Here is a 15756-nt window from a genome sequence, read left to right as displayed (position 1 = left end):
GGCGGGCAAGCGCCGCGCGGCATCATTCGCCGAACAGCGTGCCGAGCGTCTCCGCCGCGTTGCTGTCGATCGTGTTGTAGGTCACCGTGGTGGCCTCGAAGATATAGACCGTCGTATACCGGCCAAGGCGCTCCAGGATTTCTTCCTGCAACGATTCCGGCACGACGTTCATGTTCAGGTACCACGCCGTGGACGACAGGCGCGTCTGGAACGACCCATACTCCTGCATGAGTTCATAGAACGCGTCGGCATCCTGATCGCGACAGACGATCACCAAGTTTCCTGCCATTCCCTTCCTCCCGCTCGTCGGTCGATCCCCGGGGCCGGTATACAGACGGCGCGTGCGCATTGCGGCGGCACGGCCGAAACGGACCCGGGGCTAGCCCCGATCATACCTGCTTCGCCGTATCCGGCTGCTGATGCCGGACACGGTTTGTGCCCGCGTGCGGGGGCGGGTTCACGGCCGGGCCGGATCACGGCATAATTCGGGCCTGCGCGCCGGCCGCACGACCGCGGCCGGGTCGTTCCGTACCGCGCGCCCGTCATCCGCCCACGCGCCGGGCACGATCCATGCGCTGCCCAGCCGTCCCGGGACGGTTGTACCTGAAATACAGGTTGGTGTAGTGTCGTGCCGTCGCGGCCCGGCTCGCCCGGCCGCGGCAGCGCATGCGCGCACGGCGCGCCGCGCGTGCGCGACATCGCCAGTCAATCGAATTACCGCGCCCGTGCGCTTTGCCATGAATCAACATCGACTGCCGGCTTCGTTCGGCCTTACCGGGGAGGGCGCCTGATGAACGTCGGATTCTTCAATCCGAACCGGACCGCCAACGCATCCGCGTGGCGCGTGTTGCCGAACCGGTGGGACTTCATCGCATTTCCGCTGATCATCTGCCTGATCGCGATGGCGGTGGTCGGCTTTCACGAAACGATGGCGCCGATCGGCGTGCTGCAGACGCAGAAGATCTCGCTCGATCCGTCGAACCTGCCCGAATACGCGCTGCGCACCACGCTGCGGATGCTCGCCGCGATGGTCGCGTCGCTCGCGTTCACGCTCGTCTACGGCACGCTCGCGGCCAAGAGCCGCCGCGCGGGCATGGTGCTGATTCCGATCCTCGACATCCTGCAGTCGGTGCCGGTGCTCGGCTTCATCTCGTTTACGGTCACGTTCTTCCTCGCGCTGTTCCCGAGCCGCGTGCTCGGCGCCGAGCTGGCCGCGATCTTCGCGATCTTCACGAGTCAGGCGTGGAACATGACGTTCAGCTTCTACCAGTCGCTGCGCACGGTGCCGCGCGACCTGGACGAAGTGTCGCGCGGCTTCCACCTGACGTCCTGGCAGCGCTTCTGGAAGCTCGAAGTGCCGTTCTCGATGCCGGGCCTGATCTGGAACATGATGATGTCGATGTCGGGTGGCTGGTTCTTCGTCGTCGCGTCGGAGGCGATCACCGTCGGCAACCAGACGATCACGCTGCCGGGCATCGGCGCGTATCTCGCGCAGGCCATCTCCGACAAGAACTTCGGCGCGATCGGCTGGGTGATCCTGACGATGACGGTCGTGATTCTCGCGTATGACCAGCTCCTGTTCCGCCCGCTCATCGCGTGGGCCGACAAGTTCCGGATGGAGAACACCGCGTCGGGCGATGCGCCGCAATCGTGGCTGCTCGACCTCGTGCGCCGCACGCGCTTGATTCATCAACTGCTCGTGCCGGCCGGCTGGTTCTTCGCGAAGGCCGCGCGGATTCCGCTGCGCCTGCCGCTGTCGGGCGCGATGCGTTTCACGCTGCCGAAAGTCGAGAAGAAGGCGTCGCGCACGGTCGACATCGCGTGGGCCGGGCTCGTGCTGATCGGCACGGCCTATATCGTGTGGCGCGTCGTCAGCTTCGTCGCGACCGGCGTGACGATGGCCGAGGTCGGCCACGTGCTTGTGCTCGGGCTCATCACGCTGCTGCGCGTGGTCGTGCTGATCTCGATCGCGTCGGTGATCTGGGTGCCGATCGGCGTGTGGGTCGGGCTGCGTCCGAAGCTGGCCGAGAAGCTGCAGCCGCTCGCGCAGTTCCTCGCCGCGTTCCCGGCGAACCTGCTGTTCCCGGTGTTCGTGATCGTGATCGCGCGCTTCCACCTGAACGCGGACATCTGGCTGTCGCCGCTGATCGTGCTCGGCACGCAGTGGTATATCCTGTTCAACGTGATCGCCGGCGCGACGTCCTACCCGAACGACTATCGCGAAGCGGCGACCAACTTCCGCATCCGCGGCTGGCAGTGGTGGCGTCAGGCGATCCTGCCCGGCATCTTCCCGTACTACGTGACGGGCGCGATCACCGCATCGGGCGGCGCGTGGAACGCGAGCATCGTGTCGGAAGCCGTGCAGTGGGGCAGCACCCGAATCGAGGCGCACGGCCTCGGCGCCTACATCGCGCAGACCACCGCCGCCGGCGATTTTCCGAAGATCATCCTGGGCATCGCCGTGATGTCCCTGTTCGTCACCCTGTTCAACCGCCTGCTGTGGCGCCCGCTGTATGCCTTCGCCGAAGCGAAGCTGCGGCTCGACTGAGACCGATTGAGAGCGAAACGCGATGCACAATCCGAATGCTGTAAACGCCCCCGTCCAGACGTCCCAGCCGCCGCGCCTCGGTGAAGAAATCCTGCGCGTCGATCACGTCTGCCGCGGCTTCAACAAGACGCAGGGCGAACTGCTCGTGCTCGACGACGCGAACCTGTCGCTGCGCGAAGGCGAGATCGTCGGCCTGCTCGGCCGCTCCGGCTCGGGCAAATCGACGCTGTTGCGCATCATTGCCGGCCTGATCGAGCCGACCGGCGGCGAAGTGACCTACCTTGGCAAGCCGCTGCGCGGCCCGGCCGAAGGCGTCGCGATGGTGTTCCAGACCTTCGCGCTGTTCCCGTGGCTCACCGTGCTGCAGAACGTGGAAGCCGGGCTCGAAGCGCTCGGCGTCGGCGCGCGTGAGCGGCGCGAGCGTGCGCTCGCCGCGATCGACCTGATCGGTCTCGACGGCTTCGAGAACGCGTATCCGCGCGAGCTGTCGGGCGGGATGCGCCAGCGCGTCGGCTTTGCGCGTGCGCTCGTCGTCGACCCGACGATTCTGCTGATGGACGAGCCGTTCTCCGCGCTCGACGTGCTGACGGCTGAAACGCTGCGTACCGATTTGCTGGACCTGTGGACGCAAGGCCGCATGCCGATCAAGTCGGTGCTGATCGTCACGCACAACATCGAGGAAGCGGTGTTCATGTGCGACCGGATTCTCGTGCTGTCGTCGAATCCGGGCCGCGTGATCGCCGAGATCAAGGTGCCGTTCAAGCATCCGCGCAATCGTCTCGATCCGGCGTTCCGCAAGCTCGTCGACGACATCTACGCGAAGATGACCGCGCGCCAGACCGGCGAAGCGACGAAGAAGGGGCTCGAACTCGGCAGCTGGCTGCCGCAGGTGTCGACCAACCTGATGGCCGGCCTGATCGAGACGCTCGCGATGGCGCCGTACCACGGCCGCGCGGACATGCCGGAAATCGCGCGGACGCTGCACCTCGAGGTCGACGACCTGTTCCCGATCGCGGAAGTGCTGCAGTACCTCGGCTTCGCGGACGTGCGCGAAGGCGACGTGTTCCTGACGCCGCCGGGGCGCGTGTTCGCGGAATTCGGCACGCAGGAGCGCAAGCTGATGTTCGCCGATCACCTGCTGAAGCACGTGCCGCTCGCGGCGCGGATCAAGAAGGTGCTGAACGAGCGTCCGGGTCACCGTGCGCCGCGCGTGCGCTTCGAGCAGGAGCTCGAGGATTTCCTGTCGGACGGCGCGGCCGAGGAAACGCTCGACGCGGTGATCGACTGGGGGCGGTACGGCGAGATTTTCTCGTACAACGACCAGACCGAAATTTTCAGCCTCGAGGACGTCGAGTCCTGATGCTGGCGAGGCGCCTGGTATAACCAACCACGCCTCGCAGAACGCCACGGGCGCCGCGCATGACGCGCGGCGCCTCGCACCGCTACTGCAAATTCCCCCACCGATCGACGGCCGGTTCCGCCGACGCCCACTTCCAGTGCGTGCCTTGCTGGCACGCATTCGCGAAGTACCAGTCGGCCTTGTCGCCGTCCTTCACCGAGAACGCGAATTCCTTGCACAGCGCGAGCGCCGACGCGTACGCACGCGTGACGCGCACTTCGCCTTCGCCGTTTTCCAGCGGTAGCGTGTTCTTCACCTTCCACGGCTTCAATTCGCCGACGGCGAGGCTGCCGGCCGTCTTCGCGATCGCGTCCTGCTGATTCTGATGGAGCTGCTTCATCGTGCGGTTGACGGCTTCGTCGGTCGCGGCCTGGACGGCAATCCCCACGCCGACGCCCACCGCCGGGTTCGCGGTGACGAGGCCCGTCGCTGCGCCGGCCAGCGCGCCGCTCGCCGCGCCGACCGAGCCGCAGCCCGACAGCGCGGCCGTCGCCGCGCACAGCGCGCCGATCGCCGCGATACGGATCGCCACGTTCATTGCAGCGCGCCCCAGCGTTCGGTCGCCGGTTCGGCCGATGCCCATTTCCACACGGCTCCGTCGCGGCAGAGGGTGGCGACGTAGAACGCCGATTGCGCGGCCTTGTCGGCCTTCGCCGGCGTGTCGACCGCGAACACGATTTCCTTGCAGTCGAGCGGACCGACGCTGATCATCCGGCTGACCGTCACGCGGCCCTGCTCGTCGTCCTCGATCGGGAACGAATGGTGCGTCGACCACGGCGCGACGCCGCCGACGTCGAGCGGGCCGGCCGCCTTCGCGATCTGCTCCTGCGTGTAGCGGTGCGCGACGCGTTGCGAATACTGGACGCCAGCCCGCGCGCCGGCGACGGCGCCGAGGCCGATGCCCGTCGCGACGGCGGCGTTGTTGGTGACCTTGGAGGCGATCGCGGCGCCCGCGATACCGGCGCCGGCTGTCGCGCCTTCGCTGTACAGCGAATTGCAGCCGGACAGCAGTGCGGCCGTGGCGATCACGGCCAGCACGATGCGCGCCGGCGTGGCCCGGCGCGGCGATTCGAAACGAATGTTCATCCCTGAGTGCAAGTCCTGTCTGGGTGAGCGGCGACGCATGCACGCCCTGATGCCGCGTCATTGTTTCGCAATTGTCATGGGAAAACTGCAAAGCTTTGACAAATCGCCGCGGGGCAGGCCGCGTGCGCGCGGGCGGCGTCATTGTCGGATAGATGATTGGCGAGGGGTCGAAACGTTACAAATTGAAGGTAATTGTTACCTTCGGATGCGATCAAGCGACCTAGACTGTTTTGCTATGGAATGTTTCTACGACGGCCTCGAGCCGCGCCGCATATGAGACACCCAGCCATGCGCCGTTCGAAACGGTTGTCACACCGGCCGCCTGACGCGGCTGCCGGCCATCCGGAAGATCGCCCGCGTCCGCGGACCGACGCGCCATCGGCGCCGCCCGCGGGCGCGCCGGACGAGACGCCGTCGGACGGCGATCACAACCAGGGTGGTGCTCGCCCGGAAGGGCTCGACTATCAACGCGACCTCGGTCAGGAGCAGGACGCTTGATACGGTCGTCGCCACATTCCACCGCCGTATTTCATTGCAATTCTCGGAACTGAATCGCCGCGCGGCCGCCCTCGGGCCGCCGCGCCTGCTTTGGCGTGCGTCGCGCGCCAGCCAATCGAATCGAGGAGGGGAAGTCGCATGAGCAGATTGATCGTGGTATCGAATCGTGTCGCCGCCGGCGAGGACACGCGCCCGAGCGCGGGCGGCCTGGCCGTCGGCGTGATGGACGCGCTGAAGGAAACGGGCGGCGTCTGGTTCGGCTGGAACGGCGAGATCGTCGGAGCGCCGGATGCCGAGCCCGCGATCCAGCGGGACGGCAACGTGACGTACGCGACGGTCGGGCTGACCCGGCGCGACTACGACCAGTACTACCGCGGCTTCTCGAACGCGACGCTGTGGCCGGTGTTCCACTACCGCGGCGATCTCGCGCGCTTCGATCGGCAGGAGTACGCCGGTTATCTGCGCGTGAACGCGATGCTCGCGAAGCAGCTCGCCGCGCTGCTGCGTCCGGACGACCTGATCTGGGTGCATGACTATCATCTGCTGCCGTTCGCGCACTACCTGCGCGAGCTCGGCGTGAAGAACCCGATCGGCTTCTTCCTGCACATCCCGTTTCCGTCGCCCGACGTGCTGCGCCTCGTGCCGCCGCACGAGGAACTCGTGAAGTTCATGTGCGCGTACGACGTCGCGGGCTTCCAGACCGAGGCCGACAAACAGGCGTTCACCGACTACATCGAGCGGCGCGGCATCGGCGCGGCGAGCGAGGACGGGATGCTGCACGCGCATGGCCGCGTCGTGAAGGTCGCGGCCTATCCGATCGGCGTGCATCCCGACGCGATCGCGCAGGCGGCCGTCCAGTACGGCACGCGCAAGCCGGTGAAGATGCTGCGCGAGGCGCTGGGCGACCGCAAGCTGGTGATGAGCGTCGACCGCCTCGATTACTCGAAGGGGCTCGTCGAGCGCTTCCAGTCGTTCGAGCGGATGCTCGCGAATGCGCCGGGCTGGCAGGGGCGCGTGTCGCTGCTGCAGATCGCGCCGCCGACACGTTCCGACGTGCAGACCTATCAGCAGATCCGCGAAACGCTCGAAGGCGAGGCCGGCCGCATCAACGGCCGCTTCTCGCAGCTCGACTGGACGCCGATCCAGTACCTGAACCGCAAGTACGAGCGTAACCTGCTGATGGCGTTCTTCCGGATGTCGCAGGTCGGCTACGTGACGCCGCTGCGCGACGGGATGAACCTCGTCGCGAAGGAATACGTCGCATCGCAGGACCCGGCCGATCCGGGCGTGCTCGTGTTGTCGGAGTTCGCGGGCGCGGCGGCCGAGCTGACCGGCGCGCTGCTCGTCAATCCGTACGACCTGTCGCAGATGGCCGAGGCGCTCGAACGCGCGCTGTCGATGCCGCTCGCGGAGCGGCAGGCCCGTCACGAGCAGAATCTCGCGCGGCTGCGCGAGAACGACCTGTCGGTGTGGCGCGATACGTTCGTCGCCGACCTGCGCAGCGTCGCGGCGGCGGCGTCGGTCACGCGGCGTGCGGGCCGGCGCGTCGCGCATGCGTGAGTCCGCGCCGGGCGCCGGTGGCGACGACGAAGCGGCCGACGATACCGCCGGCCGTTTCTTCGTCGTGACGGGCGGCCCGGGTTCGGGCAAGAGCACGTTGCTCGATGCGCTCGAACGGGCCGGGTACGCACGTTCGCAGGAGGCGGGACGCGGCGTGATCCGCGACCAGATGGCCATCGACGGTCCGGCGCTGCCGTGGCGCGACCCGGCTGCGTTCGCCGAACTGATGCTGGGCTGGGAGATGCGGTCCTACCATCTCGCGCGGCAGGCCCGCGGGCCGGTGTTCTTCGACCGCGGCGTGCCGGACGTGATCGGCTATCTGCAGTTGACCGGATTGGCGGTGCCCGCGCATGCGGAAGCCGCGGCCCGGCGCTTCCGCTATCACCGGCGCGTGTTCATCGCGCCGCCGTGGCCCGACATCTATGCGCAGGACACCGAGCGCCGGCAGGATTTCGCGGAAGCGGTGCGGACCCATGACGCGATGGTCGATTGCTATACGTCGTACGGCTATCGGCTGATCGAGTTGCCGCGCGTGAGCGTGAAGGCGCGCGTGCGCTTCGTGATGGACACGCTCGACGCGGCCTGACGCCCGCCGCGGGTGCGGCGCACGGCGGCGGGTGTCAGGCCGCCGAGTCCGGCCGCGGCGACGCGATGCGCAGCAGGCTGACGACCGCGGCGACCGCCGCGAACACCGTGGCGACATAGAGCGCGATCGTCGGCCCGCGGTCGGGCGCGAGCCCGAAAATCAGCGCGACGAGCGCCGCGCCGAGCGTCTGGCCCGTCAGGCGCGCGGTGCTCAACATGCCGCCGGCGCCGCCGCTGCGCTCGCGCGGCGCCGACGACAGCATCGCGCGGTTATTCGGCGACTGGAACAGCCCGAAGCCCGCGCCGCACAGCGCCATCCGCCACACGATGTCGACCGTGCCCGGATGCGCGCCGATCGTCGCGAGCGACAGCAGCCCGGCGGCGAACAGCGCGAGCCCGATCCCGCCGAGAATCCCGGCCGAATAGCGGTCCGACAGCACGCCCGCGAGCGGCGCGGCGAACACGATCACGAGCGGCCAAGGCGTCATGTAAAGGCCCGTCTCGACTTGCGAGAAACCGAGCGAATTCTGCAGCCAGAACGGCAGCGCGACGAACGCGAGCATCTGCGACGTGAACGACGCGGTCGACGTGTAGACCGACAGCGCGAACATCGGGATGCGCATCAGGTCGACGGGCAGGAGCGGCGCCGGCTGCGACAACTGACGCTTCACGAAGAAGTAGCCGACCACGAACGCGACGGCCAGTTCGGCCGCGACGTACCCATGACTTTCGCCGTGACCGAGCCCGTCGACGGCCGTGATCAAGAGGCCGAACACGCACGCGTTCATCAGCGCGCTCGGGAAGTCGTACGGCGCGTCGTGCAGCGGGTTGGCCGGCAGCGCCCGCAGGCTGCCGAGCACGGCCGCGATCCCGATCGGCACGTTGACCGCGAACAGCCACGGCCACGACGCGAACGACAGGATCGCGGACGCGACCGTCGGCCCGATCGCCGACGACAGCGCGACCACCATCGCGTTGATCGACAGCCCGCGTCCGAGCAACGACGACGGGTAGATCATCCGCACGAGCGCCGCGTTGACGCTCATGATGCCGGCCGCGCCAAACCCCTGGATCACGCGCATCACGGCCAGCATCGGCAGCGAGCCGGCGAGCGCGCAGCCGAGCGACGCCGCGGTGAACAGCGCGAGCCCGGCGATGTAGATGCGGCGATAACCGATGCGTTCGCCGAGCGACGCGAGCGGCAGCAGCGTGATCGTGACCGCGAGCTGGTACGCGTTGACGATCCAGATCGACGCGGCGTCGGACGCGTGCAGATCGCGCGCGATGGTCGGCAAGGCGACGTTGGCGATGGCGCCGTCGAGCACGGCGAGCGTGATGCCCAGGGCGACGCAGACGATCGCCCAGTAGCGTTGCGGAAGCGGCAGGCCGGTATCGGCGTTCATGACGGGAGCGAGAGCAGGGTTGTCCGCGCGCCCGGTTGCAGGTTGCGTGCGCAACCATGTGCAAGGGTGGCGGCGATGAACGGCCCGGCCGGCGCGGCTGCACCGGCGCGGGGCCGGTCGAGTGTATCACCGCGCCGCATCGCGCGCCGCCAAGCCGCGCAGTGGCCGGCTGGCGCGCGCATTCAGCCTTCGAAGTCGAGACCGCCGAGCCGCACGAGCGGCTCGGCCTGCGTACGCGACGCGAGATCGATGTCGCGCGCGCTTTGCCATGCGCCGAGCTTTCTCGGCAGCGCGGCGAGATAGTGCTCGAAGCGCTCCCGGCCGTCCGGTTCCATCAGCCGCTCGATCTCGTCGGTGTCCCACGTCAGCTCGAGATTCAGCGGATGCACGAAGCCGCTCACGTGCTCGTGTGGCGCGCTGCGGATCTGGACGCGCGTCGGATGTCCGTGCCCGCCATAGGGGACGACGTCGGTCTGCACGTGTTCCGCGAAGAACGCGGCGATCGCCTGCGCGATGCGCGGTGCGAATTCGGTATCGAAACGGCGGGCGGTTTCGGGCTGCATGAAGGCGTCTCCTGTGTGCCGAAAATCGTAGCACGGCGACGACGCGTTTCGGCGCGAGCGATACCGGTAATCGCGCGTTACCACTTGCTGCATCTATTACGGCCGCGCACCGCCACAATGCATCCCATCCAGTACCACTTCGCGTCGGAGTCCATCATGAAAAAGATTGCCGCAGTGTGTGTCCTTGCCGGTTCGCTCGCGGTCGCGGGCCCGGCGTCCGCGCATGGCCGCGACGGCGGCGCCGTGATCGGCGCATTGATCGGCGGCGCGGTGCTGGGCGCGATCGTGACGTCGGCGATGAATCCGCCCGTCGCGTATCAGGCACCCGTGTACCAGGCGCCGGCCTATCAGCCGCCGACGTACTACCAGGCGCCCGCGTACCAGCAGCCGGCCTACCCGACCTATCAGCAGGCGCAGTACCAGGATGACGGCCCGAACTATTGCTACGACCGCTACCAGCGTGCGTATGTGTGCGGAGCGCCGGTGCAGGGCGGGTACGCGCGGCCGGCCGGCTGGTAATTCAAGCACGCGTGGCGCGAGCGGATTCCGGGCCGCTCGGCCAGCAGCGGTCGACGTTTGCTTCGCCGGGCCGAACGACGAAAGGCCCTCGCTCGATGCGAGGGCCTTTGTCTTTTTGTGTGGTCGTTCGTGGGGCGGAGCGATACGCCGCCAGCGCATCGGCGGGCCGTGCGCGGATACAAACGGTTGCAATTGCGCGTCAGTGGCGGTGGCCGCCGCCGTCGCCGCGACCGTGTCCGCCGCCGCCGCCTTCGTTCCAGTCGCCGCGGCGTCCGCCGCCGCGCCACCAGCCGTTGCCGCGGTTGCCGCGATCGCCGTCCCAGTGATGGTAGTCGCGCCGGCCGCGATCCCAGTCGCGTCCGCCGCCACCGCCCCAGATGTTGACCGTGCCGTACACGGGAGACGGGGCGTACGCGTAGCCGGGATCGGAATAGTAGGGCTGGCCGTAGCCGTATCCGGCGTCCGGGGCGACGACGCAGCCGGCCAGCAGGGTGGCGACGCCGGCGGCAGCAATGAGCTTCAGCATGATGTTCTCCGTTGGTTGCGCTATAAGTACCGCGCCCGGGGATTGCCGGCTGTTTGCAATTGTGTCGCCAAATTACAGCCTCGTAAGGTCTTGCGACGAAAGTGTTAGCATCCGGGGCTCATTTGTTTTTCAGGAGCACATCGATGACATTCGCGATCCGGGCCGCGCTGGCTGCCTTCTGCGTGACGACGGCCGCCGCATGCGTGGCCGCGCCGGCCTCCGCACCCGCCGTGCCGGCCGAGTCGATCAAGATGTTCCCGCAGGCCGCGGCCGGCCAGCAGCGCGTCGTGATCGCGCTGCCCGCGCTCGAGAACGAGGGCGATGCGCGCGTCGAGCTGATGATCGGCAAGACGCTGCAGACCGACTGCAACCAGCAGTGGTTCGGCGGCGAGCTGACCGCCGAGGACGTGAAGGGCTGGGGCTATACGTATTACCGGCTCACCGACGTAAAGGGGCCGGCATCGACGCTGATGGCGTGCCCGGGCCAGGCGCCGCAGCAACGGTTCGTGCAGGTGCGCGGCGACGGTCAACTGCTGCGCTACAACAGCCGCCTGCCGCTCGTCGTCTATGTACCGGACGGCTTCGACGTGCGTTATCGCGTGTGGCACGCGTCGAAGGACGTGCAGCAGGCTGCGAAGCAGTAACCTTTCCTTTCGGCGGCGTCCTGCCGCTACACACTGGCCGCGCTGCTCGTACCGACGAGCGCCGGCCAGGCGGCCAGCGCGGCCTGCACGATGGCCTCCAGATCGCGGCGGCTCGCGCCGTCGCGCGCCTGGATCGACATGCCCTGCTGAACCGTCACGTAGTAGCGGGCGATCGCATCGAGATTCGCGTGCGCGGATATTTCGCCGGTCGCGACGCCTTGCGCGAGGCGTTCCCGCAACGCGTCGACCGTGCCCTCGCGCATCCCGATCAGCGTTTGCCGGACCATGTCCGAACGTTCGGCCGGATGCAGCGCCGACAGCACGATCAGGCAGCCGGCCGGCTTCGAGCGCCGCGTGAACACGCGTGCGGTATCCATCAGGTAGCTCTGCACGGCGTCGTACGCGCTCGCCGCCCGTTCGACACCCCCCCAGATTTCCTGTCCCTCGGTTGCGCGGTAATGCTCGAGCGCTTGCCGGAACAACGCTTCCTTGCTGCCGAAGGCCGCATACAGGCTCGGCGACGCGATGCCCATCGCGGCCGTCAGGTCCGTCATCGACGCCCCTTCGTAGCCGAGACGCCAGAACACCTCCATCGCGCGATCCAGCGCCGCTTCCTTGTCGAAGCTTCTCGGTCGGCCTCGTTCAGCCATTGCGTCCGTCCCTTCGTCGATATCTGTATCGATCGATAAAATAAATCAATTGACTGTGCGGCGCAACTTGCCACATTCTGTGTTGGTCGTTACATAAATGAGGAAAGGAACCGACATGAATCGACTTCAGGGCAAGCGTGCACTCATCACGGGCGGCAGCCGCGGCATCGGCGCGGCGATCGCGAAACGGCTGGCGTCCGATGGCGCGGACGTCGCGATCACGTATGAAAAATCGGCCGAGCGGGCGCAGGCCGTGGTTGCCGGCATCGAGGCGCTGGGCCGCAGAGCCGTTGCGATCCAGGCCGACAGCGCCGATCCGGCTGCCGTGCGCAACGCGGTCGATCGTGCCGCGGAAGTGCTCGGCGGTCTCGACATCCTCGTCAACAACGCGGGGATTTTCCGCGCCGGCGCGCTGGAGGACCTCACGCTCGACGATATCGATGCGACTCTGAACGTGAACGTGCGTGCGGTGATCGTCGCGTCGCAGGCGGCGGCGCGGCACCTCGGGGAGGGCGGGCGCATCGTGTCGACCGGCAGTTGCCTCGCGACGCGCGTGCCCGATGCGGGGATGAGCCTCTATGCGGCGAGCAAGGCCGCGTTGATCGGCTGGACGCAGGGGCTCGCGCGCGATCTCGGCGCGCGCGGCATCACGGTCAACATCGTGCATCCGGGGTCGACCGATACCGACATGAACCCTGCCGATGGTGCGCATGCCGATGCGCAACGTTCGCGGATGGCGATTCAGCAGTACGGCAAGGCCGACGACGTGGCCGCGCTCGTGGCGTTCGTCGTCGGGCCGGAAGGGCGGTCGATCAACGGGACCGGGTTGACGATCGACGGCGGGGCGAACGCGTAAACGCCGATGCCCGGCGTGAGTTCGCCGGGGTGACGGTGCGTTCTTTGTTCGTCGTTGTTCGTTATGGGCAGCCGAGGCGCTGGTGCTCGGCTTCCAGATCGGCCCGTTTGTCGTAGGCGCGTAGTTCGTTGCGCGGTTTGCCGTTCGGGCCCATCCCGCGCACGACCTTCTGGCCGCGGTCGGGCGAGTGCGTGACCGCGTCGATGCCGGCGGCCAGTTCCCGGCAGCGGGCGTCGGAAGAGGTGGTTTCCGGGCGCGGGGCTGCTGAAGCTGTGACGTTGGCGATGCCCGGGCTGACGTAGCGCTGTTCCGCAGAGGCCGCGCCGGTGTCGGCGGCATTTGCCGTGGCGGTCGTCGCCGAAAGCGCGGCGAGTGCCGCGATCGTTCGAATCATTCGAGAAGTCCGTGTGCTGAACCGAAGAAGATTCGGAATTCTACGCAATGTTCGCTGCATGGCTGCGGTGAATGGACGAGGTGCGGTCGCGTGTCGCATGTTGTGGTGAACGCCCGATTGCGCACCTCTTCGTGTGTCGTGCTGCACGCGCAAGCAACATCCCCGGACCGCCGAACAGCAAAAAGCCCGCTTGCTTTCGCAAAGCGGGCTTCGGCATTTGGTTGCGGGGGTAGGATTTGAACCTACGACCTTCGGGTTATGAGCCCGACGAGCTGCCAGACTGCTCCACCCCGCGGCGCGAAGTGTACTTCGGGTTGATGCGGGGAGTCAATCGATTCCTGCGACGACGGGTTGATCCCATATCGGGCCTGTTCCTTGAAACGACTGCCGCGCAGTGAAGCCGATGCGTACGGCCGCAAATTTTTCACACTCGCCACAATATTCGCGCGCCTGAAACGTCTTCAGACGCATGGAACCGCCACCCACTTCGCAAACGATGACCGACTCAGACCGCGACATCACTGCGACAGTGATGCGTGAACGAACGAGGCTAGGGAACTTCATTCGGCGCCGGATCCGCGACCCGGACGACGCCGAGGACGTTCTGCAGGATGTGCTTCACGAATTCGTACAGGCTTATCGCCTGCCTGCGCCGATCGAACAGGCGAGCGCGTGGCTGTTCCGTGCCGCGCGCAACCGCATCATCGATCGTTTTCGCAAGAAGAAGGAGCAGCCGCTGACCGATCTGCTCGATGCCGACGACGAAGCGGACAGTGAGTATCGCCTGGATCTTGCACTACCGTCGCACGATGCCGGCCCCGAGGCGCTCTACGCTCGCACGCTGTTGCTCAAGGCGTTGCAGGATGCGCTCGACGAATTGCCGGCGAATCAGCGCGAGGTTTTCATCGCGCACGAACTGGAGGGGCTGTCCTTCAAGAAGATGGCCGCGCAGAGCGGCGTCACGCTCAACACGCTGCTCGCGCGCAAACGCTACGCGGTCCTGCATCTGCGTGCTCGACTGCAACCCATTTATGACGAACTGGATAACTAGAGGAGTCGACGGATGAATTTTCGAATCAGATGTGCAGGCAAAGCGCTGCTGGTGGTGGTCGCCATCGGCGTGCTCGGATGGGTCGTCATGATGCTGTGGAACTGGGTGATTCCGGGGTTATTCGTCGGTGCCCGGACGATCGACTTCGCCCATGCGCTGGGCCTGCTCGTGTTGAGCCGCATCCTGTTCGGCGGATTCCGCGGACACCGTGGTTGGCATGGTCGGCGTCATTGGCGCAAGTGGGAAGCCATGACGCCTGAAGAACGCGAGCAGTTTCGGGCCGCATGGCGATCGCGCGGCAAGCGGGCCGCGGAGGAGTGAGCATGCGCGAGAAATCAGCGGCCGACTGCAAGCAGAAGGCGGGCGTGATTGCGCCTGTCGTCGATCTGAAACGTTGTGAAGGGAAGGGCGATTGCGTCACCGTTTGCCCGGAGAACGTGTTCGAGGTCCGGCGCATCGATCAGGGCGATTATCTCGAGCTCGGTTTGATGCATCGCTTGAAGCTGCGCGTGCATGGAATGAAAGTCGCGTACACGCCGAATGAGCAAGCCTGCCGGTCATTCGGGCTTTGCGTGACGGCGTGCCCTGAACGCGCGATCACGCTTGCACGAAGGGCATAGCGTTGCCCGTGTTTGCTGATGATGGAGCGGCGGCGCCGCAGGTCTGATGGCGGATAGCGGTCGCTGGATACGCCGTCTACGTGATCAATCTCGTCAAGGAAAGCACTTGGTTTCTAACACCCACGCTCTTTTGCAACGGCTTCATGAAGAGAGCCAGCGCGAAATCATCGCCCGCGCACGCGCGCAGTTCCAAGGGCCGAACGAGGCGTTTCCCACGCTCGTCGACGAATACGAAACACTCGCCCCTCGGCTGCGAGGGCGTTTTCTCGAAACGTTCGGCTTGTTCACCGAAGATTTCGAGTTGTCGGCAGGCAGTGCTTTATCGTTGGCCGTGTCGGCGGAAACGGGAAGGTTCTTGCGCAATATGGTGCTCGCGCAACGGCCGGCCAGAATCCTTGAACTCGGCAGTTCGTGCGGCGTGTCGACACTGTATTTCGCCGATGCGTTGCGCACGCTGGGCCGTGGGGTGGCCATCGCGACCGAATGCGATGCGCTCAAGTGCGCGCGGTTGCGGGCTCATGTCGAAGCTGCGGGTCTGGATGCTTATGTCGACGTGCGGGAGGGCGATGTGTTCGAGACGGTTGCCGCGCTGGACGGTACGGTCGACATGGTGTTTATCGACGTATGGGCCGACGCCTATCTGAAGCTGTTCAAGCAGATCGAGCGCCTGCTACGGCCGGGATCGGTCGTGCTGGCCGACAACATGTACACGGCCGAGGACGCCGTTCGACCGTACAAGCAATACCTCGACGAGGAGCCGCGGTTTTCGACCACGACGCTGGATTTTGAGTCGGGGGTTGAGCTTACGGTCGTCGTTGCTTGAGCGGGAGTTGTTGTGAATCCAGAGGGCACAG

General features: G+C 66.6%; 20 protein-coding genes and 1 tRNA gene. 12 read left to right on the top strand and 9 right to left on the bottom strand.

What is annotated here, in order from left to right; genetic code table 11:
• Positions 1-22: 22 nt before the first annotated feature.
• A complete protein-coding gene (locus SY91_RS15155; protein ID WP_011545926.1) occupies positions 23-289 on the bottom strand; it encodes a hypothetical protein in 267 nt (88 codons plus the stop codon).
• Between the two features lie 501 nt (positions 290-790).
• On the opposite strand from SY91_RS15155, the gene SY91_RS15150 reads away from it, so the two are divergent.
• Positions 791-2548 carry an ABC transporter permease gene (locus tag SY91_RS15150; RefSeq protein ID WP_011545925.1) on the top strand — a complete coding sequence of 586 codons (1758 nt, stop codon included), beginning with the start codon at positions 791-793 and terminating at the stop codon, positions 2546-2548.
• A 22-nt stretch (positions 2549-2570) separates the two neighbouring features.
• Complete coding sequence (locus SY91_RS15145; RefSeq protein ID WP_006755837.1) at positions 2571-3908, top strand: AAA-associated domain-containing protein; 1338 nt, start codon at positions 2571-2573, stop codon at positions 3906-3908.
• An 82-nt stretch (positions 3909-3990) separates the two neighbouring features.
• Here the strand turns inward: SY91_RS15145 and SY91_RS15140 are convergent, their stop codons facing one another.
• Positions 3991-4485: a hypothetical protein gene (locus SY91_RS15140; protein ID WP_023476778.1), complete on the bottom strand. Its 495-nt coding sequence runs from the start codon at positions 4483-4485 to the stop codon at positions 3991-3993.
• On the bottom strand, positions 4482-5033 hold the full coding sequence (locus SY91_RS15135; RefSeq protein ID WP_023476777.1) for a hypothetical protein: 552 nt from the start codon (positions 5031-5033) through the stop codon (positions 4482-4484). The genes SY91_RS15140 and SY91_RS15135 overlap by 4 nt, the downstream gene beginning before the upstream one ends.
• Before the next feature lie 288 nt (positions 5034-5321).
• Here SY91_RS15135 and SY91_RS35040 point away from each other — a divergent pair, with 288 nt between their 5' ends.
• From SY91_RS35040 to SY91_RS15125, 3 genes are all read left to right on the top strand, one after another.
• Positions 5322-5531 (top strand): hypothetical protein, encoded by a 210-nt coding sequence (locus SY91_RS35040; RefSeq protein WP_023476776.1) that lies wholly within the window; start codon positions 5322-5324, stop codon positions 5529-5531.
• 138 nt (positions 5532-5669) lie between these two features.
• Positions 5670-7091, top strand: coding sequence for an alpha,alpha-trehalose-phosphate synthase (UDP-forming) (otsA, locus tag SY91_RS15130; protein WP_006478148.1), 1422 nt, complete (start codon positions 5670-5672; stop codon positions 7089-7091).
• Complete coding sequence (locus tag SY91_RS15125) at positions 7084-7677, top strand: AAA family ATPase (RefSeq protein WP_023476775.1); 594 nt, start codon at positions 7084-7086, stop codon at positions 7675-7677. The genes otsA and SY91_RS15125 overlap by 8 nt, the downstream gene beginning before the upstream one ends.
• 34 nt (positions 7678-7711) lie before the next feature.
• Here SY91_RS15125 and SY91_RS15120 read toward each other — a convergent pair whose 3' ends face one another.
• Both SY91_RS15120 and SY91_RS15115 read right to left on the bottom strand, forming a co-directional pair.
• On the bottom strand, positions 7712-9079 hold the full coding sequence (locus tag SY91_RS15120; protein WP_023476774.1) for an MFS transporter: 1368 nt from the start codon (positions 9077-9079) through the stop codon (positions 7712-7714).
• Positions 9080-9261: 182 nt separating this feature from the next.
• Positions 9262-9642 (bottom strand): DUF5594 family protein, encoded by a 381-nt coding sequence (locus SY91_RS15115; RefSeq protein ID WP_011545918.1) that lies wholly within the window; start codon positions 9640-9642, stop codon positions 9262-9264.
• A 156-nt stretch (positions 9643-9798) separates the two neighbouring features.
• Between SY91_RS15115 and SY91_RS15110 the strand changes: the two genes are divergently transcribed.
• Positions 9799-10161: a hypothetical protein gene (locus SY91_RS15110; protein WP_012328977.1), complete on the top strand. Its 363-nt coding sequence runs from the start codon at positions 9799-9801 to the stop codon at positions 10159-10161.
• 199 nt (positions 10162-10360) lie between these two features.
• Here the strand turns inward: SY91_RS15110 and SY91_RS15105 are convergent, their stop codons facing one another.
• Entirely contained in the window at positions 10361-10687 is a 327-nt protein-coding gene (locus SY91_RS15105; protein ID WP_006478153.1) for a hypothetical protein, read from the bottom strand.
• 143 nt (positions 10688-10830) lie between these two features.
• Between SY91_RS15105 and eco the strand changes: the two genes are divergently transcribed.
• The gene (gene eco / locus SY91_RS15100; protein ID WP_023476772.1) at positions 10831-11331 is read left to right on the top strand and encodes a serine protease inhibitor ecotin; all 501 of its coding nucleotides are present in this window, start codon (positions 10831-10833) and stop codon (positions 11329-11331) included.
• A gap of 26 nt (positions 11332-11357) precedes the next feature.
• Here eco and SY91_RS15095 read toward each other — a convergent pair whose 3' ends face one another.
• Positions 11358-11981: a TetR/AcrR family transcriptional regulator gene (locus SY91_RS15095; RefSeq protein WP_023476771.1), complete on the bottom strand. Its 624-nt coding sequence runs from the start codon at positions 11979-11981 to the stop codon at positions 11358-11360.
• Between the two features lie 115 nt (positions 11982-12096).
• Between SY91_RS15095 and SY91_RS15090 the strand changes: the two genes are divergently transcribed.
• Positions 12097-12837, top strand: a complete 741-nt coding sequence (locus SY91_RS15090) for an SDR family NAD(P)-dependent oxidoreductase (RefSeq protein WP_023476770.1) — start codon at positions 12097-12099, stop codon at positions 12835-12837.
• Positions 12838-12898: 61 nt separating this feature from the next.
• On the opposite strand, the gene SY91_RS15085 is transcribed toward SY91_RS15090, so the two are convergent.
• Positions 12899-13231: a hypothetical protein gene (locus SY91_RS15085; RefSeq protein ID WP_023476769.1), complete on the bottom strand. Its 333-nt coding sequence runs from the start codon at positions 13229-13231 to the stop codon at positions 12899-12901.
• A 218-nt stretch (positions 13232-13449) separates the two neighbouring features.
• Positions 13450-13526, bottom strand: a tRNA-Met gene (locus SY91_RS15080).
• 174 nt (positions 13527-13700) lie between these two features.
• Between SY91_RS15080 and SY91_RS15075 the strand changes: the two genes are divergently transcribed.
• The 4 genes from SY91_RS15075 to SY91_RS15060 are packed head-to-tail and all read left to right on the top strand — an operon-like array spanning position 13701 to position 15725.
• Entirely contained in the window at positions 13701-14282 is a 582-nt protein-coding gene (locus SY91_RS15075; RefSeq protein ID WP_185920970.1) for an RNA polymerase sigma factor, read from the top strand.
• Positions 14283-14294: 12 nt separating this feature from the next.
• On the top strand, positions 14295-14603 hold the full coding sequence (locus tag SY91_RS15070) for a hypothetical protein (protein ID WP_006478159.1): 309 nt from the start codon (positions 14295-14297) through the stop codon (positions 14601-14603).
• 2 nt (positions 14604-14605) lie between these two features.
• Positions 14606-14902: a 4Fe-4S dicluster domain-containing protein gene (locus tag SY91_RS15065; protein ID WP_023476767.1), complete on the top strand. Its 297-nt coding sequence runs from the start codon at positions 14606-14608 to the stop codon at positions 14900-14902.
• Positions 14903-14948: 46 nt separating this feature from the next.
• A complete protein-coding gene (locus tag SY91_RS15060; RefSeq protein WP_409557524.1) occupies positions 14949-15725 on the top strand; it encodes an O-methyltransferase in 777 nt (258 codons plus the stop codon).
• Positions 15726-15756: the final 31 nt, after the last annotated feature.

This window comes from Burkholderia cenocepacia, from assembly GCF_014211915.1.
GTDB classification, from domain to species: Bacteria; Pseudomonadota; Gammaproteobacteria; order Burkholderiales; family Burkholderiaceae; genus Burkholderia; species Burkholderia orbicola.
Note: the sequence above shows the minus strand (reverse complement) of the source record. Positions and strands in the feature narration are given on the sequence as shown.

Bases quoted from the DNA above. Each gene is read 5' to 3' on its own strand.
- SY91_RS15065 (WP_023476767.1), top strand. From the start codon at position 14,606: ATGCGCGAGAAATCAGCGGCCGACTGCAAGCAGAAGGCGGGCGTGATT.
- SY91_RS15095 (WP_023476771.1), bottom strand. From the start codon at position 11,981: ATGGCTGAACGAGGCCGACCGAGAAGCTTCGACAAGGAAGCGGCGCTG.
- SY91_RS15125 (WP_023476775.1), top strand. From the start codon at position 7,084: ATGCGTGAGTCCGCGCCGGGCGCCGGTGGCGACGACGAAGCGGCCGAC.
- SY91_RS15150 (WP_011545925.1), top strand. From the start codon at position 791: ATGAACGTCGGATTCTTCAATCCGAACCGGACCGCCAACGCATCCGCG.
- SY91_RS15085 (WP_023476769.1), bottom strand. From the start codon at position 13,231: ATGATTCGAACGATCGCGGCACTCGCCGCGCTTTCGGCGACGACCGCC.
- SY91_RS15060 (WP_409557524.1), top strand. From the start codon at position 14,949: ATGGCGGATAGCGGTCGCTGGATACGCCGTCTACGTGATCAATCTCGT.
- eco (WP_023476772.1), top strand. From the start codon at position 10,831: ATGACATTCGCGATCCGGGCCGCGCTGGCTGCCTTCTGCGTGACGACG.
- SY91_RS35040 (WP_023476776.1), top strand. From the start codon at position 5,322: ATGCGCCGTTCGAAACGGTTGTCACACCGGCCGCCTGACGCGGCTGCC.
- SY91_RS15075 (WP_185920970.1), top strand. From the start codon at position 13,701: ATGGAACCGCCACCCACTTCGCAAACGATGACCGACTCAGACCGCGAC.
- SY91_RS15070 (WP_006478159.1), top strand. From the start codon at position 14,295: ATGAATTTTCGAATCAGATGTGCAGGCAAAGCGCTGCTGGTGGTGGTC.
- SY91_RS15120 (WP_023476774.1), bottom strand. From the start codon at position 9,079: ATGAACGCCGATACCGGCCTGCCGCTTCCGCAACGCTACTGGGCGATC.
- SY91_RS15145 (WP_006755837.1), top strand. From the start codon at position 2,571: ATGCACAATCCGAATGCTGTAAACGCCCCCGTCCAGACGTCCCAGCCG.
- SY91_RS15115 (WP_011545918.1), bottom strand. From the start codon at position 9,642: ATGCAGCCCGAAACCGCCCGCCGTTTCGATACCGAATTCGCACCGCGC.
- SY91_RS15135 (WP_023476777.1), bottom strand. From the start codon at position 5,033: ATGAACATTCGTTTCGAATCGCCGCGCCGGGCCACGCCGGCGCGCATC.
- SY91_RS15105 (WP_006478153.1), bottom strand. From the start codon at position 10,687: ATGCTGAAGCTCATTGCTGCCGCCGGCGTCGCCACCCTGCTGGCCGGC.
- otsA (WP_006478148.1), top strand. From the start codon at position 5,670: ATGAGCAGATTGATCGTGGTATCGAATCGTGTCGCCGCCGGCGAGGAC.
- SY91_RS15140 (WP_023476778.1), bottom strand. From the start codon at position 4,485: ATGAACGTGGCGATCCGTATCGCGGCGATCGGCGCGCTGTGCGCGGCG.
- SY91_RS15090 (WP_023476770.1), top strand. From the start codon at position 12,097: ATGAATCGACTTCAGGGCAAGCGTGCACTCATCACGGGCGGCAGCCGC.
- SY91_RS15155 (WP_011545926.1), bottom strand. From the start codon at position 289: ATGGCAGGAAACTTGGTGATCGTCTGTCGCGATCAGGATGCCGACGCG.
- SY91_RS15110 (WP_012328977.1), top strand. From the start codon at position 9,799: ATGAAAAAGATTGCCGCAGTGTGTGTCCTTGCCGGTTCGCTCGCGGTC.